Below are 22,889 nucleotides of genomic sequence, written 5' to 3'. Positions count from 1 at the left end.
GCCTCACAACCGTGAAGCAGGGTAATCTCATGCGTTTTCAATATGTTGTCGCGGCGGCTGCGATTCTGATCCTGTGGTCGGGCCCGGCTGTGGCCGGACTGCCGTACTACAATCAGACCCTCGGATACACCATCTGGCTGTCCGGCGGCTGGGCAGAGGTGCCTGGTCCGGCGCTGGACCGGTTTCGCCCCTTGAGCGACGGCGTGGCACCGCTGCCCGTGGGCTGGGAGGCGGGGTATGTCATGGAAGCCCCGGCCCCGGTCTGCCTGCTGGTGTCCAGGCTGCCCGGACGGGTGGTGTCCAAGGATCACATCGCCAACTTCAACCGGTTCGTGATCCGGGGGCTCAAGCAGGCCGATACGGGCGGCGGGCATGCCAGCCAGGGGGCCGGGCCAGGGCCGCGGCTCAGGAAGGCCAGCTTCCACGAGCCCAGGAACATGCTGCGCCTGGAACTGGACGGCGTCGACTCCCAGGGCCGCGAGGTGGTCACCGTGGTCTACATCGTCTACACCAGCATCGGGATGCTCAGGTTCGTGGGTCTTGTCCAGCCGGGCGACGGGCCGGGCCTTCGGGCAGTGGACGAGGCGGTTTCCACCCTGTACCTCGACTACGGGCTGCGCCAGGGTCATTGACATGGACGCGGCGGCGCGGGTAGCGTTTGGCCCGGTGGGCACAAGGCGTCTGTAACAGCGCATTTTTTGCGCACAGGGCGTGCGGTTCCGGACCATTGGGCTGGGCGCGTGGTCCCATGGCGCGCTGTCCGTGGCGATGGGGGTTGGTCCAGGCCTGCCCGGCATGGCGCTTGCTGACCCTTGGATGTGTGTGGATGACGTATTGGAGGCATTGCATGAAAATTTCCGTCGCGGGACTGCTGCTGGTCTTGATGGCTGCGCCGGTCCTGGCCGCCCCTCTTTCAGCATCCCAGGCAGCATCCCAGGCCGCGCCCAACGCGCAGGGGGCCGTGCTGGTGGCGTTCTCCGGCCAGGAGAACCGGGGCGAGCAGGCCGATACGGCAAGGCAGGATGACCGGACTGACCAAAATGGGGCCGACCAGGGCGATCCGTCGGGCCGGGGCGATCGGGTGGTCATCAAGGGCAAGGGCGGCAAGGTGACCGGGGTGGAGCGCAAGCCCGCCCCAGGCAACGAACGGGACACCGGAGCTCCGCCCCGCCAGTGACCGTGCGGGCCGACAAAGACGCGAAAGCCCCCGCGACCATGTGGTCGCGGGGGCTTTCGCGTCTGGGTTCCGGCGGATGCTACTGGGTGGTGGTGCAGGTCGGGTCGCCGGGATCGGCACCGCTGTTCACGAGCTTGGCCCGGTACTCCTTGACCTCGTCAAGCGAGTTCCAGCCCTCATACATTTCGAGCCATTCGGCAAAGCCCATGTATTCCTCGTCCAGGTGGCTCTCGTGCATCTTCATCCAGAGATTGAAGATATACATCTCGATCTTGAAGGCGGCGTTGTCAAAGACCTGGGGCAGGACCGAGGGGTCGTACTTCTGCCCGTCCAGGCGCGCGCTGACATAGGCGCAGACGTTTTCCTGGGCGCGCTTGTAGTCGATGGCCGTGTCGTTGACCATGTCGGCCAGACGGTGCAGGGCCGGGTGCTCGTCCTGAATGCGGGCCATGACATCCTCGGGGATGGCGATCCACAACTGGTCATCTTTTTCGGTGACAAAGTGGAACCGCATCCACAGGTCGAACTGGAATATCTCGATGGCGTCCTTGATGGCGCTCTTCAAACTGACACTTTTGATCATGGTCTCACTTCCTCACGGGCGATGGCGTTGGAAAAGGGAATATGGTCATCCTGAGTGGCCGCGTCAAGGGGAAATCCTTTCTCGCGGGGCTGGACAAAGTGGTGGCAGTTGTTATATCAGATGCGGCTCGCATGGAAGAAAGCCCGTCAGGGCAGAAATATCAAGGAGACCGAAATGGCACGTCACAAGAAGCATGAGCGCATGAAAGAGTTGGACCGCAGGCGTCAGCGTCGCAAGAAGGCGATCAAGGCCCGCATCCGTGAAGCCAAGGCTGAAGCCAAGTCCTAAGGGTTTCGGCTTTCAAACATTTAACCATTGAAGTCCTAGGGGGCTTGCCGATGCCCATCTATGAATATCAATGCGGGGGTTGCCAATCCGTGTTCGAGGAATGGCAGTCGGGGTTTGAGGAGCGGGAGATGCAGTGCCCGCAGTGCGGCGAACCCGCCACCCGGCTCATCTCGCACACGTCTTTCCAGTTGAAGGGGTCCGGCTGGTATGTCACCGACTACGCGGGCAAGAAGCCCCCTGTGAAAACAGACGGTGACGCAACCAGCGGAGCCGACAACGGAACTGGCAAAGGCTGTGAGGCCGGTGCCAGCAAGGCCTCCGACACGGAGACAGCTCCCGTGGCCAAGAAAGAGGTCTCGGACTCTCCGTCCGCAGGCTCCGCATCCTGACGAAGAGCGGAAAAGGCAGCCATGGCTGCCTTTTTTTTGATGGCGGTTCCGCCGCACAGAAATTCTACGAGCGAGAGAGAGCATGCTTGAAAGATATTCCCGCCCGATCATGAGAGAGTTGTGGACCCTGGAGAACAAGTTCCGGGTCTGGCTTGAGGTGGAGTTGGCCGTGACCAGGGCCTGGACCGACATGGGACAGGTGCCTGCCGATGCCTGCGACGAGATCCACGCCAAGGCGGACTTCGACCTGGAGCGCATCCTTGAGATCGAGGAGACCACCAAGCATGATGTCATCGCCTTTCTGACGGCGGTGGAGGAGAAGGTCGGCCCAAGTTCGCGCTACATCCATCTCGGCTGCACCTCGTCGGACATCGTGGACACGGCCAACGGCGTGCTGCTCACCCGTTCCGGGGCCATCATCGCCGAGGGCATCGACCGCGTCCTGGCGGTGCTCAGGGACATGGCCCACAAGCACAAGGGGCTCTTGTGCATGGGGCGCACCCACGGCATTCACGCCGAGCCGACCACCTACGGGCTCAAATTCGCCGGATTTTACGCCGAGTTCATGCGCCACAAGGTGCGGTTCGAGGCCGCCCGCGAGGCGGTCCGTGTGGGCAAGTTTTCGGGCGCGGTCGGCACCTTCGCCCACCTGAGCCCGGAGCTTGAGGAGCGCGCCTGCGCCATTCTCGGCCTTGAGGCGGACCCGCACTCCACCCAGATCGTCCAGCGCGACCGCTATGCCCAGTTCTTCACCGCCCTGGCCCTGCTGGCCGGGGGCATCGAGCGCGTCGGCCTAGAGCTGCGCCATCTGCAACGCACCGAGGTGTTGGAGGTGGAGGAGGGGTTCACGCCCGGCCAGAAGGGCTCGTCGGCCATGCCCCACAAGAAGAATCCCATCTCTGCCGAAAACCTCTGCGGACTGGCCCGGCTCATCCGCTCCAACTCCCTGGCCGCCATGGAGAACCAGGCCCTGTGGCATGAGCGCGACATCAGCCACTCCTCGGTGGAGCGCGTGATCATGCCCGACACCACGGCGCTCATCGACTACATGCTGCACCGCCTGAGCGGCGTGCTCGAACGGCTGGTGGTCAAAGAGGACAACATCCGGCGCAACCTGATGGGATCATTCGGCCTGTTCTACTCGCAACGGGTGCTCAACAAGCTCATCGCCGCCGGGCTCAAGCGCCAGGAGGCCTACGAGATGGTCCAGAAGGTGGCCATGCGCTGCTGGGCCGAGCGCGTCCAGTTTGAGGACGAAATCCGCAACGACCCGGCGATGGCGGCCCTGCTTCAGGCAAACGACCTTGACGAAGCCTTCGACGCCTCGTATTACAAACGCTACGAAGACGATATTTTTGCGCGCGTGTTCAAGGGGTAGGGATATATGAACGAATTGAAGACCAGACTGGCGGGCCTGCTCCTGGCCCTTTCCTACAAGGAAGGGGACTTCACGTTGACCTCGGGCAAAAAAAGCGATTATTATTTCGATTGCAAGCAGACGGCCCTGCACCCTGAAGGGGGCTACCTCATCGGGCGTCTCTTTGTAGAGATGCTCAAGAATTACGAGGTGAAGGGCGTTGGCGGGATGACCCTTGGGGCCGATCCCCTGGTCACTGGAGTGACCGTGGTCTCGCACCTTGAGGGGCGGCCCATGCCCGGCTTCATCATCCGCAAGCAGGCCAAAGGCCACGGGACCGACCAGTACCTTGAGGGGCTGGCCAACTTCAGTCGGGGCGACCGGGTCGTGCTGCTGGAGGATGTCTGCACCACCGGCGGCACGCTGCTCACTGCGGCGGAGCGGGTGCGCGAGGCCGGGCTTGAGATCGCGGGCGTCCTGGCCGTGCTCGACCGCGAGGAAGGCGGGCGCGAGCGGCTCAAGGCGGCAGGCCTGGAACTGGAAGCTATTTTCACGCGCAAGGCGTTGTTGTCCGCCGGGGGGCGGTAGCCGCCGAAAGGCGGTTGTGGTTCGGGGAAGGAAGCCTGAGGGCAAGGAGCTGTCTGAACAGCATGAGAGTACTTGTCATTGTCCTAGCATATATCCTGTGTTCCATCCCGGCTCAAGCCGAGGGATGGGTGCCCACCCTCACATCCCACGCCTATGGGCCGCCCCGGCTCGTGGCCGTGGACAAGACGGCCCAGACCCTGATCATGCTTGAGCGGCAAAGCCCGCTTCGGGAGATCCGCCGCTTTCCCTGCACCACGGGGCAGGCGGACGGCGACAAGCGGGTGGAGGGCGACCTGCGCACCCCGGAGGGTGTGTATTTTGTCGGCCACCGGATCAAGCGCAAGCTCGAATGGGGCCTCTATGGCGACATCGCCTATGCGCTCAATTATCCCAATCCTGTGGACCGCATTAAGGGCAAGACCGGCGGCGGCATCTGGATACATGGCCGGGGCAAGGAATTTGTGCCGCGCGACACCCAGGGCTGCGTGGCGCTCAAGGTGCCCGACATGCGCGACGTGGCCCGCGAGATCGCCTACGGCACCCCGGTGGTCATTGCCGATGGCCTGTCCTGGACACAGGATCCGGGCGGGCAGGACGCGGTGGCCGAGACCCTGGCCAGCCAGCTCAGGCAGTGGGCCAGTGACTGGGAGGGGCGCGGCGAGGCATTTTTCTCCCACTACGACCCGGTCCTCATGAGCCTGTCCGAGCAGTACGGCTTCAGCACCTTTGCGGCTCACAAACGTACCGTCTTCAGCAAAAAGCCTTGGATACACGTCATGGTGGACAACATCCATGCCGTGCCGGGGCCGGACTACTGGGTGACCTGGTTCGATCAGTACTACCGCACGCCAGGACTGGCCACCAACACGGGCAAGCGGTTTTACTGGAAGCAGGACGCCGAAGGCCGCTGGCGCATCGTCGGGCGGGAGTACACCCCGGCCAGCGAAGACCTGACCGATAAATACGTGGCCGCCAAGACCGGGGAGCTGCGGGTTCTGGTCGATGCGTGGAGGACGGCGTGGCTGGGCATGGACCTCAAGGCCTACAGGGCGTTCTATGCCGAGCAGGCCGTGCAGGACGAACGCAAGGGCGCGACCCTCATCGCCGAGCACAAAAAGACGTTGTGGGCCAGGACCGCGCCTGTTACTCTTGATGTTGATGATTTTCGGGTGAAACCGCATCCGAGCGGCTTTGAAGTCGCCTTTTTGCAAACCTTCGCCGATGAAGGCGGGTATTCTGATATCGGCCTCAAGACACTGATCCTGACCCCCAATGGCAGCACCTGGAAGATCGACAGCGAGGAGTGGAAACGGGCACGATGAGCAACTCCAAATACAGCGTACTCTTCATGCGGGATGACCGGGATGTGACCCGGTACCGCATCAGCCCCTTCTGGCTCAAGGTCTTTGCCTTCAGTCAGATATTTCTGCTGTTGTGCGCTGCGGGCGGCATCTACACGGGGGTGCGCGGGGTCAAGCGAAATGTTGAGCTGCGTTCTGAAAACAAGAGTCTGGAACAGCGGCTGGTCGATGCCGAGGTCCGTCTCGAGCGGCTTGGGAACATGGAGAAGATACTCCAGTCGTATGATCCCGCCGAGTTGCAATCCCTGGTTTCGGCTGGCACCGGCGAGCTGGAGCGGGAAAAACCCCAGGAGATAGTCGACCTCAACCGGATATTCACCCGCGTGGACACCCAACTGGTGAGTGTGGAAAATCTTCAGGCCAAGGTGACCAGCCGCAAAATGACCGTCAGTTTCGACCTGAACAACCTCCAATCGGCCAGGGCCGTGGTGGGACAGGCGGCCATCGCCTTTGTCAAGAAGGACGGGTCCACCCAGGTGGCCAAGACCGACACCAGTGACCTGAGTTTCCAGATTCAGCGTTTCAAGCGCATCCAAACCTCCTTCATCATGCCGGACGGGCTGGAGCAGAAGGACATGTTCGGGCTCAGGTTGGAAATCAAGGGGAAGGACGGGGATGTCATTTTCGCTGAAACGTATCCTTTGTATCTTATCCTGGCTTAGCCTGCCCCTGACGTTCCTGGCTTTCCCCGCCCTGGCCCTTTCCGCCATGGCAGGGACATGGGAGCATTCCTTTTTTTCTGGCACCCAATATCCGCTGCGTGCCGTCTTCATCCAGGGGGAGCTGCCCGGCCCCACAGTCATGGTCCAGGGCGGCATCCAGGGCGATGAGACCGCCGGATTCATCACTGCCCAGCTCCTGACCCAGGCCAAGGCCGTCCGGGGCAATCTGCTGGTCCTGCCCAGGGCCAACGTGCCCTCCATCCACCAGGGCAAGCGGCAGATCAACGTGGACATGAACCGCCGCTTCGATCAGGACTACAACCGCTTCTACGAGGACCGCGTGGCCCGCGTCATCCGGTTCCTGCTGGCCCAGAGCGACGCGTTCATCCATCTGCACGAGGGCAGCGGGTTCTACAATCCCGTCTACATCGACCCCCTGCGCAATCCCAAGCGGTACGGCCAGTCCATCATTGTCGATGCGCTGTCCTACGGCAAGGTCGATCTCGCCCGGACCGTCAACACCGTGCTCAAGGAACTCAACGACACCATCCCCACCAGCGACTACCAGTTCAAGCTCTTCAACACCCGGACCTTCGAACAGGGAACGGACTATCCCGACATGCGCAAGTCCCTGACCTGCTACGCCCTGTCCGAGCACGGCATTCCGGCCATGGCTGTCGAGGTCAGCAAGAGCATCCGGCAGATCGAATGGAAGGTGCGGCAGCAGCTCGCGGCCACGGTCATGCTCCTGCGCCATCTCGGCGTCCAGATAACTCCGCCCGCCTTCACTGACGAGGAGGTCCGCGCCTATGCGGCCACGGGCGTCAGCGTCAGCGTCAACGGGCGTGTCATGACTGGCGGCAGCGTCATCAACCTCACCCCCGGTTCGACCCTGGCGGTCAAGGAGTTGTCATCCGGCCCCAGGGAGTTTGCGCCTGAACTGGCCCTGTTCGCCTCGGACCGTCCGGGAGTCAACCTGATCAATGCCCGGCGCATGGCCCTTGAGCCCTTCTCCGAGCTTGAGCTGCGCAGCGACGGCAAGGCCGTGGCCACCACCCGCGTCAACTGGTCCGGCAGGATGCCGGGTGCCGGGAGCGACGACAAGACCGTGTTCGTTTGCTGGCTCAACGGCAATCCCGTGTTCGTGCGCGACGGCGAGGTGCTGCACACCGTGCTCGGCGACCAGATCATCCTTGAGGGAGTGTGGGGCAGCGACAAGCAGGAGATCATCAATCTCAAGGGATTCGTGGCCATCCCCTGGGCCAACAACGGGCAGGACATGGGATGGGAGATCGTCCTTGATCCCGACAACTTTCTGCGCAACTACCGCGTTGAATCGGGCGTTCCCGGCATTGACCGCTACCGCGTGGTGCGCGAGACTCCGGGCGCTCCCTCGGCCTCCTTCATGATCGATATCGAGCCGCGGACCGTGTTCGCCCTGCGTCTGGCCGACACCCGCGGGCAGTCCCTGCTCATCCCGTGGAATGCGGGAGGCAGCTATTTCCTGCCCGAAGGGGAGTACGTGCTTGAGGATGCCTGGAGCAACGGCCCCGGCGACAAGCTCATGGCCACCACCGGCACCCGTCCGCTGGGCACGGCCACGCCCTTCACCGTCAAGTATTCCCAGCCCCTGGAGCTGACCATGCGTCAGGCAACCACATTCGGCGGCCTGGGGACCATGACCTTCACTGCCGGCGGGCTCGCCAGCCGGACGCCAGCCTCAACCAACTAAGCCCCCTGCGCCCTGCTGACGGCTGTCGAGGCCCGCTCCCTGTGTCTCGCCGGGGATCGGCGTCATTTTCCGCAGCCCTGCTTCCCTTGGCCGGGCAGGGGTGCTATGGTTGGCAGTGTGTCTCTGTTTCGAACAAGCAAGGAGGATGGGGAAATGACGGTGGAGAGAATCACCCGCGCCCTGGCCGGGTTCCTGGTGCTGCTGAGTCTGGTCCTGGCCTTCGGCTATTCGCGCCTGTGGCTGCTGCTGGCCGCCATTGTGGGCGTCAACCTGTTCCAGTCGGCCTTTACCAGTTGGTGCCCCGGCATGGCCGTGCTGCGCAAGCTGGGTTTTCGGGAGTGCGATTGCAGCGGGCAACGGCCTGAATGATCCGTTGGAATGTCTGCTCTTTTGTCGGCGTACGCCCCTGATCAGCTCATCATCTTGCCGATGCCGGTGAAGGTGGCTCCGATGACGGCCAGGAACAGCCCCAGAGGGTAGGCTCCGGCGAGCAGCGCGGCGACGGCCATGAGGATGAGCAATCCGCCGCAGGCCAGGGCGATGCGGCCATTGGCCGTCATCCTGCGCGTGAGCTTTTCGCAGGGCTTGGCGATGCGCGCCCCGCAGTGTCTGCAGGCGGCGGCCGCCGCCGTGATGATCTTGCCGCAACGTGGACACTTCATGACGTTACTCTATCAAAAATAAACATGGCGGAACAGTCCCCTGAAGGGGAGAAATGTCCAACGCCAGCCAATTATTCCTCTGCAATGCGCGATGCCTCCGACGCGGGCGCGCCGGAGGCATCGGAATCGGATTGCATCGTATGGGGAGGGAACGGCCTATTCTCGCTGTGCACCAAAGGGCTGGCCTGCTCCTGCCTACCAAGTTATGCGGGTCGCGTGCACCAGGCTTCCCACGAGCAGGAAGAGGCCAACCGCAACGGCGCCGAGTCCCGCGATCAGGTGGAGAATCTTCCTGTGAGCGGGCGGGGCCACCGTCAGCCGCTCCTCAAGTTCACCCGATGCACTCAGCCGATCAATCCATGCGGACCTTTCGCTTCGAGCGGTCTCCAGGTCTGCACTGCCATCAAACATGGCTGAATCCATGGGAAAATGGCTCCTCCTGAGATGGGCGACAAAGAAGTGAATGATGAATATGTGGGCCATGGCCAGGATTGCTTCAATCCGATGCACCCAGAAGGCGACATTGAGTCCCCATCCTGGAACGACCTGGCTGGAGGCCAGCGGGCTGGCCAGCAACAATCCGGTGCCGCCGAGGAGGATCATGCCCCAGAACACGGCCCAGTAGTCGAATTTTTCCCAATATCCCCAGCGGTCGAGGCGCGGATGATCGGACCGTCCGAGAATCCATTGCAGATGGCTGATGAATTCCCTGATGTCGCCCGGGCCGGGGACTAGGGAGTCCGGGCCTCTGAGGCCCGCGGCAATTCCGCGCTTGGTGATCAGGAAAATGGCGTAGGCCAGATGGATCACAAAGGCGCAGACCATGAATATCCCCACGGCGATATGGATGGTCAGGGCACTGGAGAACCCGCCGAAAAGGTTCGCCAGCCCTTGCCCCCAGCTGGTCTCATGATACATTCTGGCCAGCCCGGTGGCGGACTGGATCAAAAAGGTCAGCATGAGCGTCAGATGGAACAGGCGCTGCGTCGGTGTGAAGCGCAGTATCCGGGTCTTGGCAGCTGTCGTCACTTTCTTCCCTCCTTTCGGGCCAGGAGTTCGCGGACCCCCCACAAGACGGTGTGGGGGAGGAACAGGGCCAATGTCCCTACTGCCACGGCGATCATGATCCAGAAGGCGTAGGAGAGCACGGGCATGACCTCCAGGGTGGAAGCGCTGGCCGGGTTGGGCTCGTGCACGACGTAAAGGGCGAATGAGACACCAGCCCCCTCATGGCACTTGGCGCAGACGTGGGTGTGCCTGCGCAGACTGTTGAGCCGCGAGAAGAAGTGGTTGCTGCTGGCGATGGGCTCGTCGCCGTGGCACTGCCTGCAGGTGATGCCGTAACGCACATAGTGCCGGTTGTTTTCCGCCTCCCGGGCGTGGCAATCCACGCACCGGCGTTGCTCATAGTAGGCGAGTCCGCGGTGGGCGTCGTTGAGGAATATCCGGTTCAACGCCCGGCCTTCCTCGTCGGCAATTCTGTTCAGGCCACGCCCCTGTTGTCGCGCCCCGTCGGCGCGTCCCTGGGCTCCGCGCGGACGGACTTCATATTCCTCGTAGACCCCCGTGCTCATCTCCGTGCTGCGATACCGATAGTATCGGGAGGACATCTCCTCCTGACCCGCCGCAGGCAGGGGCAGGAGGAGTGTCAGCAGGATCAGCAGGGGTGGCAAGCTTGTCTTCAACATGGTTCCCCCCTGGGTTGCGATCAGCCTCCGGGCCTACTGGGTATTCGCCGTGTTGCCATCGGAATCCGGCAGGGCGAAGGTGTCGCGGGTCACCGCAGGAATGCTCATCCCTTGCGGTTGGGGCAGCTGAGTCAGTATCTCGTACTTGCGCTGCAGTTCCTGCAGACTGTCTTCCTTGTGGTAGTGGCAGATCTGGCAGGAGTTCGGCAGGGCCGGGTTGGCGATGGCGTCCATGGGCGCCCTGGCGTTGAAGGTGTGGCTGCGGATGTCGTTGGGCTCTGCGGTGCTGGCGATGCGCGGCATGTGGCAGCCCAGGCAGTTGGCGAATGAATGGATGGAGTGCGCCCGGTTGGCGTTGACCATGGTGTGGCAGCTCAGGCACTGACTTGAGCCAGCCTCCTTGGTCTGGAAGCGGGTGGGAGCGATGCCCATGCGATGCACGGAGTGGCAGGATGTACACGTTACCCCTTGCTCCGCATGCTTGGACTGCATCCAGTCGATGTACTGCTGATGATGGGAACGGGACGCGAAATCGGGATAGAGTCGGCGCATGTCTGCCTTGTCGTATGAGTTTTCATAGATGGGCTCAAGCACCATGCCCGGTGTGAAGCCGACAGGCCAGCCCGCTTCCTTGAAGTCGGGATCCTTGGAGTTGCCGCGGGTATGGCATGAGCCGCAGATTTGCACGGCCACGCCAGCCGTGAGCTTGGCCGGGTTGATGATGGTTTCCCGCTTTTCAAACAGGGCCGTTCTGGGCAGGGCGGTGTGCTGCGAGCCGGGGCCATGGCAGGCCTCGCAGCCAATGGACGACTCCGAGAATGTGTTGTTCTTCAGGTCCACGCCGGTGGCGTGGCAGCCGCCGCAACGCACCAGCCAGTCGCGCTTGTCCCAAGCGTCCTCATAGTAGTTGACCCAGCGCTTGGATGCCACGTTGTATTGCACCGGCGCCACATGGAAGGTTTCGCCCTTCTTGATCACATACCGCTGCTTCCACTGGGTTCCGATGACGTAGAGAATCTCAGCCGGGTCGGGAATGTAGATGTCCTCCACGGGCACCTTCAGCTTGTCCTTGATCTTTTCGAGATCGGCCCGGATCAACTCCGGGTTCATGTCCGCAACAATCGCGTGAGGATTTTCCTTCACGTCGATCAGCATCCGGCTGTGCAGGGTCGTCTTCCACGAGTCGTAGTGCTCAAGGTGGCAGTTGCGGCATGTGTCCGAGCCGATGAAGGTCTTCGGCTGGGCCTTCACGGCTTTGATGTCCACCGACGGTTCGCGCCCGCAGGCCGAAAGCAGCGCGGACATGATCAGGACCGTGCCCACAACAATGATATGTCTGCATGTCATAATCCACTCCCCCCGTGTGTTGCATTTGCAGAGGCGCCCATTCGGCCGAAATGACATGAGGTCGCACTGCGGTGTTCGCAGTTGGTCGCGCCTCGTGCGGAATCGTAATAAAAGAGCGAGTCAGGGCATCCCCCAAAGTATCTCACACATACACTGAGGAGACGACGTGTCAATGAGAACGGGGAATTTATAACAGTCGTTCGGGGGGCAGGAAATGCGCGAGGCCTTTGACGCATGCGCGTCAAAGGCCTCACATTCCACTATCCTCAAACCCCACTCCTCAATGGGGCTTGGGGAAATTCTGTTCCTTTAGCTGCACAGGCAGTCGCTGAAGACCACGCGGTCGGTGTATTCTTCCTGCTTGCCCTTGTTCCAGCGGCTCACCGGGCGGTAGTAGCCCACGATGCGGGTGTACACCTCGGCCTCCTGGCCGCAGGTGGGGCAATCGAAGTGCTCGCCAAGAATGTAGCCGTGTTCCTTGCAGATGGAGAAGGTCGGCGTGATGGAGATGTAGGGTATCTTGGTCTTGGTGAACGCCTTGAGAATGAAGTTCTTGAGCGATTTGGGGTCTGTCACCGCCTCGCCGAGGAAGGTGTGGAACACCGTGCCCCCGGTGTAGAGCGGCTGGAGCTGGTTCTGGTGTTCCAGGGCGTAGAGCACGTCGTTGGAGATGCCCACGGGCAGGGCGGTGGAGTTGGTGTAGTACGGGGTGCCGTTGCCCTGGGTCTTGATGTCCGCGTAGAGTTCCTTGTCGATCTTGGCCAGGCGGTAGCTGGTGCCTTCGGCGGGTGTGGCTTCGAGGTTGTAGAGGTTGCCGGTCTCCTCCTGAAAGGCTGCAGTCAGGCGGCGCAGATGGTTGAGCACCCGGCGCATGAGGCGCACGCCGCCCTCGGTCTCGATGCCCTTGCCGATCAGGTTGAGGCAGGCGTCGTGGCCGCCGAGCAGGCCGATGGTGGAGAAATGGCCCTTGTAGCCGTTCTTGAGATAGCGCCTGGACCAGGGGAACATGCCTGCGTCGAGGTTGTTGTTGATGACCTTGCGCTTGTACTCCAGCGAATCCTTGGCCAGCCCGGCGTATTCGGTGATCAGCTCAAGGAAGTCGTCCTCGCTTTGGGCGAGGTAGGCGAGCTTGGGCAGGTTCAGGGTGACCACGCCGATTGAGCCGGTCAGGTCGCCCGCGCCAAACAGACCGCCGGTCTTGTTGCGCAGCTCGCGCAGGTCCATCTGGAGGCGGCAGCACATGGAGCGCACGTCCTCGGGCTTGAGGTCCGAGCTGATGAAATTCTGGAAATAGGGCACGCCGTACTTGGCGGTCAGCTGCATGAGCAGTTCGCCGATCTCGGATTCCCAGGGAAAGTCCTCGGTGACGTTGTAGGTGGGGATGGGGAACGAGAAAATGCGCGAGTGGTGGTCGCCCTCAAGCATGACCTCGATGTAGGCCTTGTTGATCATGGCCATTTCCACCGCGTAGTCGCCGTAGGTCAGCGTGTCGTCGAGCCTGCCGCCGATGATGACCGGTTCGCTGGCGATGTGCTTGGGGGCCACGAGGTCGAAGGAGAGGTTGGTGAAGGGCGACTGGCCGCCCCAGCGCGAGGTGGTGTTCAGGTTGAACACGAATTTCTGCATGCACTGGCGCACCTGATCATAGGACAGCTTGTCGTGGCGGATGAAGGGGGCGAGGTAGGTGTCCACGTTGTTGAAGGCCTGGGCCCCGGCCCATTCGTTTTGCAGGGTGCCCAGGAAGTTGTTCATCTGCCCCAGCGCGGTGTCAAAATGCTTGGCCGGACCCGCCGAGGCGCGGCCCTCAAGGTTGAAGCCCTCAAGGAGCAGGTCGCGCAGGGACCATCCGGCGCAATAGCCCGCCAGGCCGAAGGAAAGATCGTGGATATGGAAATATCCGTGCTCGTGGGCCTGCCGGATCTCCTCGGGATACTTCTCCAGGGCGTAGCGCGCCTGGACCGTGCCTGACAGGTGGAGCATGAGGCCCTGGAAGGAGTGGGTCATGTTGGCGTTTTCATTGACGCGCCAGTCGGCCTGATCAAGGTAGGTGTCGATGACATCCTTGATGTCGAGGTAAGCCGCCTTCTGGGAGCGCAATTGGCGGCGCTTCTCCCGGTAGAGGATGTATTTCTTGGCGATGTCGTATTGGCGCGACTCCATGAGAATCTGTTCGACCGTGTTCTGGACGTGTTCCTGCTCGGGAATCTCCATCCCGTCGAGTTTCTTCTCGACTTTTCTGGCGAGGCGTTTGGCGAGGAGAGGGTCCTTGATCCCGCTGGCGGCGAGCGCCTTGAAAATGGCCTGGGCGATGCGGTCAGTTGACCACGTTTCCAACCGGCCGTCTCTCTTCATGATTTGGCTGGGCATTCTCCTGCGTCCTCCTTGGGGGCACATGGGTATGAGGGGGTACATACTTTTGAATCGTCAGTGTGAAATCCGGCGGCAGATAGCCACGCGCGGTGGCGAGGTCGTCCTCGGTCAGGCCCGGCACCTGGGTGGTGCGGAAGTAGAAGGCTTCGGGCCGGGCAGCGGCCAGGCCGAAGATGCGCTCAAGGTTGGCCCTGGCCGCGATCTCGGACACGGCGTGGCCGGTCAGGGCGGGATATTTGGCAAAGGGGCCCTTGACATCCACGGCAAAGACATCGACCAGCCCCAGGCTCAAGAGCTCGCGGACCATGTCAGGCCGCATGCCGTTGGTGTCGAGCTTGACGGGCAGGCCCGACTGCCTGATTTCGAAGAGCAGCCCGGCAAGACCGGGCACCGTGGTGGGCTCCCCGCCTGTGACGGTGACGCCGTCCAGCCATCCGGCCCGATCACGCAGATAGGCCTTGATGCGCGGGGGTTCGATGATAGGCAGGGTGTGCATGTCCCAGGCGAGCTGTCCGTTGTGGCAGGTGGGGCAGCGCAGGTTGCAGCCGCCCAGAAAGATGATGCAGGAGTGGAGACCGGGCCAGTCGCATAGGCTCAGGTTCTCGAAACCGCGCACGTATTTCCAGGCCTCGGCGGGTTCGTTTATCCGCATCATTCTCCCCTTTCTCCTCATGCTCGAAAAAAAATATGCCCGGTCGCAACGCCGGGAGGGTGTCGGCTCGAACGGCACGAATGCTCCCCCTGCACAGTGTCGCTCGCGGTTCCGGAGTCTCTTCCCAAAGGCCGCAGAAGCTGCCGGAACATGTCTGCATAGATATCTCACACGGTGTTTTTTGTACAGGGGGATTTTGAGAAAAAAATGACCAGCCAAGCCGTGGCTGGCGATTACAGGCGATTATTGGCGTTTATTAGAATTCACAAAAAGTTATCAACAGATGTGATCAATCTCTGCTTGCCCATATATTTAACTTTTTTCTAGAACAAGTTTAGAAAAAAAAGTCGCTGATTCCGATGTGATCGGTTTTCGACAGCGGGCAGGGTGGATGGTATGGAAAAGCGGGGTGTCGCGCGGGTGAAACTGACTTACCACAAGGGGTACGGGTTGGGAACAATTTTTTGGCTCCATTCCACAGCGCAAGGAACAATGAAATCGTGACATTTTCCCGGTTTGCCTGTCAGTCCAGGAACCCCTAGGGCGGGTGGGCGCGTGTCCGGGGCGGGCCGATTTCCCGCTGGTTTTGCGGCATGGGACTTGCTGCGCCGGGGGCGGTCCGGTTCCAGGCCGGGCGTGCAGTCTTGTGCAGTGCATTGACAAGGCCCGTCCCGGTCCCCATCATATAAAAATCATCCCAATCCAACCGGAGCTGAAACACATGGCCATGTGGTCCTACATCGTTCTTGCCGTCGCCACGCTGCTGACCCTGTACCTGGGCTGGCGGATGATCATGCCCCTGCCCGTGAGCCGGGGCCGACGGTTCGCGGCCTGGCTGGCCGTGGCCGCGCTTCTGTATGGCCAGCGCCTGGCCAGGAGCCTGCGCACCGACGGCGCGGAAAGCATGCTTTTCGAGGGCCTGAACTGGGTGGTCTTCGTCTTTCTCGGACTGGTCTCCATGGTCGTGATGTTCATGCTCCTGCGCGACCTGCCCATCCTCGCCAGCCGGTTGGCGACCGGGGTGAAATGCGCCCTGAGCGAGCGGGCGCGGCGCGTCGCTCGCCGGAGTGCGGTGCGCGCCTCGTGCGCCCCGGACATGGGGCGGCGGCGCTTCGTACTCAACGCCTCCAACGCGGCCATCCTGGCCGTGTCCATGCCCCTGACCGGCTATTCCATCTTCGAGGCGCGGCGAAATCCCGTGGTGGTCCAAAACGATCTGTCCGTGCCCGGCCTGCCGCCCGGGCTCGACGGCTTCACCATTGCCCAGATATCAGACACCCACATCGGCCCCACCCTGCGGGGCGGCTGGATGCGCATGGTGGTGGACGAGGTCAACGCCCTGGGCGCGGACATGGTTGTCCACACCGGTGACATGGTGGACGGCTCCGTGTCCGCCTTGCGCCGGGAGGTGGCCCCCCTGGCCGAGCTCAAGGCCCGGCACGGGGTCTGGCTGTGCACCGGCAACCACGAGTACTATTCCGGGGTCGAGGCGTGGCTTGAGGAGTCGGCCCGGCTGGGCATGCGCCCTCTGGTGGACGAGCACACCCTGATCGATACCGGTCAGGGCCGCATCCTCCTGGCCGGAGTGGCCGACTACCGCGCCCCGATCATCCATCCGGCCCACGCATCGTCCCCGGCAGCGGCCATGGCCGCCGCCCCCGACCACGACGTGTCCATCCTCCTGGCCCACCAGCCCATGTCGATCTACGAGGCCAGCCGGGCCGGGTTCGACATCCAGCTTTCTGGCCACACCCACGGCGGGCAGTTCTTCCCGTGGACCCTGGCCATCCATCTCTTCCAACCCTATGTGCGCGGCCTGCACTGGCACGAGAACACCCTGCTCTATGTCAATACCGGCACCGGCTACTGGGGGCCGCCCATGCGCCTTGGCACGGCCCCGGAGATCACGCTGCACACCTTGCGGCAGATCGTCTGATCGCCCATTTCTGAAGACCCCTGCCCCTCGTCAAAAGAGCCCGAATCCGTCCGCAACGGATTCGGGCCTTGTCATTTCTGGTCTTTGGCCAGGGTCAGCAGGAGCAGGCGCGACGCGCTGCCGTCCGTGTATTTGATGGTCAGCGGGGTGACAAAGGCGAGCGCACCGGTGCGCACCAGCCCGCGGCTGACCACGAACAGCGCGCCCACGGCCAGGGGCGCGGGGTTGGCGAACCCGGCCACGGCCTCGGCAGGGGCGAGCAGCCCTGCGGCCATGAGGGCCACCATGATGCCAAGCGCCGTGACATCGATCGGCAGCCTCTTGGTGACCAGCAGGATGATGGCGGCGGCAAGGATCAGGGAAACGACAAGGATATCTGGTGACATGGCCGACCTCATGCCGGGATGGTTCGGTTCGCGCGCCAAAGGTGGCTCATCATGAGAATCAAAGAGTGTGGCGGCAATGTCAAGGGGCGGTTCCGCTCTGTGCGCACCCGGCCTTTCCGAATCGGCGGAGGTGGCGTATGCTTGGCTGGGCGGGGTTGACGAGGGTTGACAATTGGTCTAACAGGATCACTGGTCCAACCAATTCAAGAGCTGTGGAGAGTGGCTGGCCTGGGGTTTTCGGCTGCTCTTGCGGGGCGGCGGTGAGTGGTGTCCGAGAGTGGCGCCGGAGGAGATCGGGACACGGGGTCCCGGCAAGATGAGGGGAGGAGCATGGAAGTCAGGCCGGTGAGCAGAAAGGGCATCTACGGAGACATAGTGCTCCAGATCCAGGGCATGATCGACCGGGGCGAACTGCGGCCCGGTGACAGGCTGCCGCCTGAGCGGACCCTGGCCGGGATGTTCGAGGTCTCGCGCAACACCGTGCGCGAGGCGATCAAGGCCCTGGCCGAAAAGGATATGGTCGAGAGCCGCCAGGGCGCGGGCACCTACGTCCGGGAGGTGGACGGCGAGCGGTTTGTCTCCACCCTGGCCGGGATCATCATGCGCGGGCGTCCGGCCCTGCGCGATATTTTTGAGGTGCGCAGGCTCATCGAGCCGGAGATTGCGGCCCTGGCTGCGCGCCACGCGGCCCCGCGCGACATCGCCCGCATTGAGGCGGCTTTTGCCGACCAGGAGCGGGCCGTGCGCGCCGGGGAGCCGACTGCGGATCATGACTTGCTGCTGCACGGGCTTTTGGCCGAGGCAGCGGGCAACGTGATCCTGTGCGAGATGGTCAAGGTCTTGCACGAGGATTTCAATCAGAGCCGGGTGGAGGGACTCCAGTCGCGCGAGCGGCAGGAGGCGTCGCTGGCCGCGCACCGGGCCATTGTCGAGGCGGTCCGGGGCGGTCACGTCATGCAGGCCGAAAAAGCCATGCGCGATCATCTTGAGGAAATCGAAGCCATTGTCTTTGCCGGGAGCCGCTACTCCGGGCATCAAACACCATCGGAGGTATCATGAAGGAAACGCGCGAAAGGGCGAGAGAACTGATGAAGGGATATTGCCGCGTGTGCAAGGTCTGCGACGGCAAGGCGTGCGCGGGCGAGGTGCCCGGCATGGGCGGGCTCGGCACCGCAGCTTCATTCAAGAACAATGTCACGGCCCTGGCCGGGGTCAGGCTGAACATGCGTCTGGTGCATGATGTCAGCGCGCCGGACACGTCCGTATCCCTGCTCGGCCTTGATCTGGCCATGCCCGTGCTGGCCGCGCCCATCGGCGGCGTGTCCTTCAACATGGGCGGCGGGGTGAGCGAGGAGGAGTACATCGAGGCCGTGGTCGGCGGCTGCCGCGACAGCGGCGTCATCGGCTGTACCGGCGACGGCGTGCCCCCGGTCATCCACGAGTCCGGCTACGCGGCCATCAGCGCCAGCGACGGCCATGGCATCCCGTTCATCAAGCCCTGGGAAGGCCCGGAACTGGCCGAGAAGCTGGACAAGGCGCGGACCACGGGCTGCTCGATTTTCGGCATGGACGTGGACGCCGCCGGGCTGGTCACCCTGCGTCAGATGGGCCGGCCCGTGTCGCCCAAGACTCCGGCTGAACTGGAAAAGATCATCGAGGAAGTCCACGGCTGGGGCGGCAAGTTCATCCTCAAGGGGATCATGACCCCGGACGAGGCGCTCCTGGCCGCGCGGGTGGGCGCGGACGCCATCGTGGTCTCCAACCACGGCGGGCGTGTGCTCGACCACACCCCCGGCACGGTGGAGGTGCTGCCCGAGGTGGCGGCGGCGGTCAGGGGCAGGCTGGCGATACTTGTGGACGGCGGCGTGCGCGACGGCGCGGACGTGCTCAAGATGCTCGCCCTGGGCGCGGACGCGGTCATGATCGGCCGCCCGGTGTCCGTGGCCGCGGTGGGCGGATTGCGCGAGGGCGTGGTCAAGTATCTGGCCGCTCTCAAGGGGCAGCTGATCCAGGCCATGGTCCTGACCGGCTCGGCAGACATTGCCTCGGTCACCCCCCGCGTCATCTGGAACGGCTAGCGCGCGGCAACCTCTAGCAGACCTTTTGCCCGGCATCGGCACGGGCCGGAGAATAAATGCTGACGACATACATCCTCTATATCGTGCTTGGTGCCGTGGCCGGAATCCTGGCCGGGCTGCTCGGCATCGGCGGCGGGCTGGTCATCGTACCCATGCTCAACATCGCATTCGAGTTGCAGAACTTCCCCGAGATGCACATCCAGCACATCGCGCTGGGCACCTCCATGGCGACCATCATCTTCACCTCCCTCTCCAGCATGTACGCCCACCACAGGCGCGGGGCCATCAACTACCCCGCGTTCTGGCGGCTGGCTCCGGGCATCGTGATCGGCACCTACCTCGGGGCCATGCTCGCCTCGGCCCTGCCCACCGGGTTTCTCAAGGCGTTCTTCGGCTTCTTCCTCTACTATGTGGCCATCCAGATGCTGCTCAACATCAAGCCCAAACCGCATCGTGAGCTGCCCGGCGTGGTCGGCACCTCTGCTGCGGGTACGGGCATCGGCATCTTCTCGGCTTTGGTTGGCATCGGCGGCGGTACGCTGACCGTGCCTTTTCTCTCCTGGTGCAACCAGACCATGCACGTATGCATCGCCACCGCCGCAGCCGTGGGCTTGCCCATCGCCCTGGCAGGCACCACGGGCTACGTCATCGGCGGCTGGAACGTGGACGGCATTCCCGGCCCGCACATCGGCTATGTCTACATCCCGGCCTTCCTCGGCATCATCGCCATGAGCGTGCTCACCGCCCCCCTGGGTGCCAAGCTGGCCCACAGCCTGCCCGTGGACAAGCTCAAGCGTATCTTCGCCGTTTTGCTCATCCTCGTGGGGAGCAGGATGCTCTGGACGGTGTTCATGTAGCGGGTTGCTGCACCGCATGAAATGAAAAGGCCGCTCCCGGAAAGGGGGCGGCCTTTGTCATTGCGAAAAGCGTTCAACCCGATCAATGCGCCTCGGCCCAGGTGCGGCCAAGGCCGAGGTCCACCTTGAGGGGGACGGCGAGGTCGGCCACGGATTGCATGATGGTCTTGAGCCGTTCGCCTGCCGGGCGGATGCTGGCCTCCGGGGCCTCGATGATGAGTTCGTCATGCACCTGGAGGATGACGTGCGCGCCAAGGGCGGCCAGGTCCTTGTCCTTGTGGGCCGCGACCATGGCCATCTTGATGATGTCCGCAGCCGAGCCCTGGATGACCGTGTTCACGGCCTGCCGCCGGGCCTGGGACACCAGCTGGGTGTTGCGCGAGTGCAGCTCGGGCAGGAGCCTGCGCCGACCGGCCAGGGTGGTGACAAAACCGTGCGATTCCGCGTCCTTGACAATGGTGTCGTAGTAAGCCTTGAGGGTGGCCAGCTTGTCGAAGTACCGCTCGATGAATTCCTTGGCCTGGTTGACCGTGATGTCCAGCTCGCGGGCGAGTTTCTGCGGGCCCATGCCGTAGATGAGGCCGAAGTTGATGGTCTTGGCGTTGCGCCGCTCGTCGGCCAGCACGTCCTGCGGCTGCTTGTCGGTCAGCAGGGCCGCGGTGCGGGTGTGGATGTCCTCGTCGTTGCGGAAGGCGTCGATAAGGGCCGGATCGCCGGAGAAATGAGCCAGCACCCGAAGTTCGATCTGCGAGTAGTCGGCGGCGGCCAGCATGGCCCCTGGCCCGGCGATGAAGCAGGCGCGCATGCGCGGGCCGTGCTTGCCCCGGATGGGGATGTTCTGCAGATTGGGCTGGGAGCTGGAGAGCCGCCCGGTGGCCGTGGCCAATTGGTTGAAATGGGTGTGCAGGCGCGAGTCCTCCCCCACCAGCTTGGGCAGCGGCTCAAGGTAGGTGGAGCGCAGCTTCTCCAGCATGCGGTATTCGAGGATGTCCTCCACGATGGGGTGGCGGCTGCGGATCGCCTCCAGCACCTGGTTGGCGGTGGAGCGTTGCCCGGTGGCGGTCTTGTTGCCCTCCTTGATGTCGAGCTTGTCAAAGAGGATGGCGGCCAGCTGCTGGCTGGAGCGGATGTTGAACGGCTCGCCTGCGTGGCGGATGATGGAGCGGGTCAGCTCGTCGAGCTGTGTGCTGACATCGTCGAGGAACCCGGCAAAGGCGTCGAGGTCAACGCCGATGCCTGCCTGCTCCATGGAGACCAGCACCGGGATGAGCGGGATTTCCAGATCGCGCATGAGGGTCGAGAGGTGGGCCGACTCCACCTGCCCCCGGATGCCGCGCATGTAGGCCAGGGCGGCCAGTCCCCTGGCCTTGGGGTGCAGGGTGGCTGCCAGCTCGGCGAACTCGGAGCGGCCATCCTGGAACAGGGATTGGCGCAGGCGCGGCCAGGTGTAGTTGCGCGCCTCGGGGTCGAGCAGGTAGGCGGCCAGGCTGAGGTCGAACCACTGGGACGAGAGCAGATATCCCCAGGCCGCGTCTGCCCGCAGCAAATCCTGCACGCTGGGCGTGGCGATGACAGAGGCGTGCTCCAGAGCGCGGGCCAGCGCGTCCGCCGGGCCTGTGTAGCGGTATTCCCGGCCTTCCATGCCGATGAAAAAGGCGTTGTCCTCAAAGACGAGGCCCACGTCCTCCCCGGCCAGCGAGGGCAGGGCGTCCGTGCTAGTCGCCTCGGTCATAGGCGGTTCGTCGTCCTGGGCCGGGGCGGGCATGGGCGCGCCGAACAGGGAGAACTGGCCCCCTGCCTGGGGCGATGCCCCGCCCGACGTTTTGGACGATGCGCTGCCTGACGCACCGGGCTTGCCCGAAGGGGCAGAGGTTTTGGGCAACGCCTGCTTGAGGCCGCGCAGCTCGTATTCGTCCAGGAAGGCGCGCAGGCCGTCGAGGTCCATGGGTTGCAGGGCGAAGTGATCGAGGGGCTGGTCGCAGCAGTCGGTCTTCATGCGCGTCAGTTCGCGATAGAGAAAGACGTTTTCAAGCTCTGGCTCGACCTTTTCGCGCAGTTTGGCGGGCAGGGCGGCGCAGTTGTCGCGCAGGGCTTCCAGGGTGGGGCAGGTCTCCATGATCTTGCGGGCCGTGACCGGGCCGACCTTGGGGATGCCGGGGATGTTGTCCGCCGAGTCGCCGATGATGGCCTGGAAATCCGGCCACTGGGACGGCTCCATGCCCTCTTCCTCGCGAAAGCTCTCCAGGGTGATGATCTTCTCGGTCTTGCCTGCCTGATTGAGGATGACCACGTTGTGGTCCAGGCATTGCTTGAGGTCCTTGTCCGAGGCCACGACCACCACGGGCCGCTCCTGCTTGTAGCGCTTGGCCAGGGCGCAGATGCAGTCGTCCGCCTCCACGCCGTCAGAGACCAGGAGCCTGACCCCGAGCAGCTCCACGCCCCGGCGTACCGGCTCGATCTGCATGGCCAGCGGCTCGGGCATGGCCGGGCGCTGCGCCTTGTAGCGGTCATAGAGCTGGTGGCGGAAGGTGGGGCCTTTGCCGTCCATCATGAAGGCCACGTACCGGGGGTTCTCGTCGCGCAGCATGTTCAGGAGCACGCGCAGGGTGGTGTTGATGGCGTTGGTGGGGAACCCGTCGGCGCGCGCGAGGTCGGTCCTGGCGTAGAAGGCGCGGTAGAAGAGGGCGGTGCCGTCGATGAGATAGACGGGTTCCTTGTCGAAGCGCAGGCGGTCTTTGAGGGACATGGCGAACTCTCGGCTGGTTGTCGGGCTGTT

The 22,889-nt window shown here is 63.3% G+C and carries 22 protein-coding genes; 13 read left to right on the top strand and 9 right to left on the bottom strand.

The genetic code is table 11. From position 1 onward, the window contains the following. The first annotated feature begins 29 nt into the window (after nucleotides 1-29). Both DAES_RS12660 and DAES_RS12655 read left to right on the top strand, forming a co-directional pair. Entirely contained in the window at nucleotides 30-632 is a 603-nt protein-coding gene (locus DAES_RS12660) for a hypothetical protein (RefSeq protein ID WP_041271437.1), read from the top strand. 215 nt (nucleotides 633-847) lie between these two features. After that, complete coding sequence (locus DAES_RS12655) at nucleotides 848-1,177, top strand: hypothetical protein (protein ID WP_013515427.1); 330 nt, start codon at nucleotides 848-850, stop codon at nucleotides 1,175-1,177. 79 nt (nucleotides 1,178-1,256) lie between these two features. Here the strand turns inward: DAES_RS12655 and DAES_RS12650 are convergent, their stop codons facing one another. Continuing rightward, nucleotides 1,257-1,760, bottom strand: a complete 504-nt coding sequence (locus tag DAES_RS12650) for a hypothetical protein (protein ID WP_013515426.1) — start codon at nucleotides 1,758-1,760, stop codon at nucleotides 1,257-1,259. 338 nt (nucleotides 1,761-2,098) lie between these two features. On the opposite strand from DAES_RS12650, the gene DAES_RS12645 reads away from it, so the two are divergent. The 7 genes from DAES_RS12645 (at nucleotide 2,099) to DAES_RS12615 (ending at nucleotide 8,506) form a co-directional block, all read left to right on the top strand. Continuing rightward, nucleotides 2,099-2,437: an FmdB family zinc ribbon protein gene (locus DAES_RS12645; RefSeq protein ID WP_013515424.1), complete on the top strand. Its 339-nt coding sequence runs from the start codon at nucleotides 2,099-2,101 to the stop codon at nucleotides 2,435-2,437. A gap of 82 nt (nucleotides 2,438-2,519) precedes the next feature. Then, on the top strand, nucleotides 2,520-3,815 hold the full coding sequence (purB, locus tag DAES_RS12640) for an adenylosuccinate lyase (protein WP_013515423.1): 1,296 nt from the start codon (nucleotides 2,520-2,522) through the stop codon (nucleotides 3,813-3,815). A gap of 6 nt (nucleotides 3,816-3,821) precedes the next feature. Then, entirely contained in the window at nucleotides 3,822-4,382 is a 561-nt protein-coding gene (gene pyrE / locus DAES_RS12635; RefSeq protein ID WP_013515422.1) for an orotate phosphoribosyltransferase, read from the top strand. 62 nt (nucleotides 4,383-4,444) lie between these two features. After that, complete coding sequence (locus DAES_RS12630; RefSeq protein WP_013515421.1) at nucleotides 4,445-5,704, top strand: L,D-transpeptidase family protein; 1,260 nt, start codon at nucleotides 4,445-4,447, stop codon at nucleotides 5,702-5,704. Then, on the top strand, nucleotides 5,701-6,405 hold the full coding sequence (locus tag DAES_RS12625; RefSeq protein WP_013515420.1) for a hypothetical protein: 705 nt from the start codon (nucleotides 5,701-5,703) through the stop codon (nucleotides 6,403-6,405). The genes DAES_RS12630 and DAES_RS12625 overlap by 4 nt, the downstream gene beginning before the upstream one ends. Nucleotides 6,406-6,451: 46 nt before the next feature. Continuing rightward, on the top strand, nucleotides 6,452-8,137 hold the full coding sequence (locus DAES_RS12620) for a M14/M99 family metallopeptidase (RefSeq protein ID WP_236608411.1): 1,686 nt from the start codon (nucleotides 6,452-6,454) through the stop codon (nucleotides 8,135-8,137). Nucleotides 8,138-8,290: 153 nt separating this feature from the next. After that, nucleotides 8,291-8,506: a YgaP family membrane protein gene (locus DAES_RS12615; protein ID WP_013515418.1), complete on the top strand. Its 216-nt coding sequence runs from the start codon at nucleotides 8,291-8,293 to the stop codon at nucleotides 8,504-8,506. A 41-nt stretch (nucleotides 8,507-8,547) separates the two neighbouring features. Here the strand turns inward: DAES_RS12615 and DAES_RS12610 are convergent, their stop codons facing one another. From DAES_RS12610 to DAES_RS12585, 6 genes are all read right to left on the bottom strand, one after another. Next, nucleotides 8,548-8,799 (bottom strand): hypothetical protein, encoded by a 252-nt coding sequence (locus DAES_RS12610; RefSeq protein ID WP_013515417.1) that lies wholly within the window; start codon nucleotides 8,797-8,799, stop codon nucleotides 8,548-8,550. 195 nt (nucleotides 8,800-8,994) lie between these two features. Then, a complete protein-coding gene (locus tag DAES_RS12605) occupies nucleotides 8,995-9,828 on the bottom strand; it encodes a formate dehydrogenase subunit gamma (protein ID WP_013515416.1) in 834 nt (277 codons plus the stop codon). Next, entirely contained in the window at nucleotides 9,825-10,487 is a 663-nt protein-coding gene (locus DAES_RS12600; protein WP_013515415.1) for a hypothetical protein, read from the bottom strand. Before DAES_RS12600 ends, DAES_RS12605 begins: the two co-directional genes overlap by 4 nt. Before the next feature lie 33 nt (nucleotides 10,488-10,520). Continuing rightward, on the bottom strand, nucleotides 10,521-11,834 hold the full coding sequence (locus DAES_RS12595; protein ID WP_013515414.1) for a multiheme c-type cytochrome: 1,314 nt from the start codon (nucleotides 11,832-11,834) through the stop codon (nucleotides 10,521-10,523). A gap of 309 nt (nucleotides 11,835-12,143) precedes the next feature. Continuing rightward, nucleotides 12,144-14,201: a ribonucleoside triphosphate reductase gene (locus DAES_RS12590; protein ID WP_013515413.1), complete on the bottom strand. Its 2,058-nt coding sequence runs from the start codon at nucleotides 14,199-14,201 to the stop codon at nucleotides 12,144-12,146. After that, the gene (locus tag DAES_RS12585) at nucleotides 14,149-14,859 is read right to left on the bottom strand and encodes an anaerobic ribonucleoside-triphosphate reductase activating protein (RefSeq protein WP_013515412.1); all 711 of its coding nucleotides are present in this window, start codon (nucleotides 14,857-14,859) and stop codon (nucleotides 14,149-14,151) included. The genes DAES_RS12590 and DAES_RS12585 overlap by 53 nt, the downstream gene beginning before the upstream one ends. Nucleotides 14,860-15,577: 718 nt before the next feature. On the opposite strand from DAES_RS12585, the gene DAES_RS12580 reads away from it, so the two are divergent. Next, complete coding sequence (locus DAES_RS12580) at nucleotides 15,578-16,792, top strand: metallophosphoesterase (protein ID WP_013515411.1); 1,215 nt, start codon at nucleotides 15,578-15,580, stop codon at nucleotides 16,790-16,792. Nucleotides 16,793-16,863: 71 nt separating this feature from the next. On the opposite strand, the gene DAES_RS12575 is transcribed toward DAES_RS12580, so the two are convergent. Further along, nucleotides 16,864-17,178, bottom strand: coding sequence for an SLC13 family permease (locus DAES_RS12575; protein ID WP_013515410.1), 315 nt, complete (start codon nucleotides 17,176-17,178; stop codon nucleotides 16,864-16,866). Between the two features lie 330 nt (nucleotides 17,179-17,508). Here DAES_RS12575 and DAES_RS12570 point away from each other — a divergent pair, with 330 nt between their 5' ends. Genes DAES_RS12570 through DAES_RS12560 form a run of 3 tightly spaced genes read left to right on the top strand, consistent with a single transcriptional unit; the run spans nucleotide 17,509 to nucleotide 20,113 of the window. Continuing rightward, a complete protein-coding gene (locus DAES_RS12570) occupies nucleotides 17,509-18,237 on the top strand; it encodes a FadR/GntR family transcriptional regulator (RefSeq protein ID WP_013515409.1) in 729 nt (242 codons plus the stop codon). Further along, nucleotides 18,234-19,256, top strand: a complete 1,023-nt coding sequence (locus DAES_RS12565; RefSeq protein ID WP_013515408.1) for an alpha-hydroxy-acid oxidizing protein — start codon at nucleotides 18,234-18,236, stop codon at nucleotides 19,254-19,256. The genes DAES_RS12570 and DAES_RS12565 overlap by 4 nt, the downstream gene beginning before the upstream one ends. A gap of 56 nt (nucleotides 19,257-19,312) precedes the next feature. Continuing rightward, on the top strand, nucleotides 19,313-20,113 hold the full coding sequence (locus DAES_RS12560) for a sulfite exporter TauE/SafE family protein (RefSeq protein WP_013515407.1): 801 nt from the start codon (nucleotides 19,313-19,315) through the stop codon (nucleotides 20,111-20,113). 82 nt (nucleotides 20,114-20,195) lie between these two features. Here the strand turns inward: DAES_RS12560 and polA are convergent, their stop codons facing one another. After that, nucleotides 20,196-22,859: a DNA polymerase I gene (polA, locus tag DAES_RS12555; RefSeq protein ID WP_013515406.1), complete on the bottom strand. Its 2,664-nt coding sequence runs from the start codon at nucleotides 22,857-22,859 to the stop codon at nucleotides 20,196-20,198. Between the last annotated feature and the right edge of the window lie 30 nt (nucleotides 22,860-22,889).

The organism is Pseudodesulfovibrio aespoeensis Aspo-2, assembly GCF_000176915.2.
Classification (GTDB): domain Bacteria; phylum Desulfobacterota; class Desulfovibrionia; order Desulfovibrionales; family Desulfovibrionaceae; genus Pseudodesulfovibrio; species Pseudodesulfovibrio aespoeensis.
This window is presented reverse-complemented; position numbering and strand designations above follow the sequence as displayed.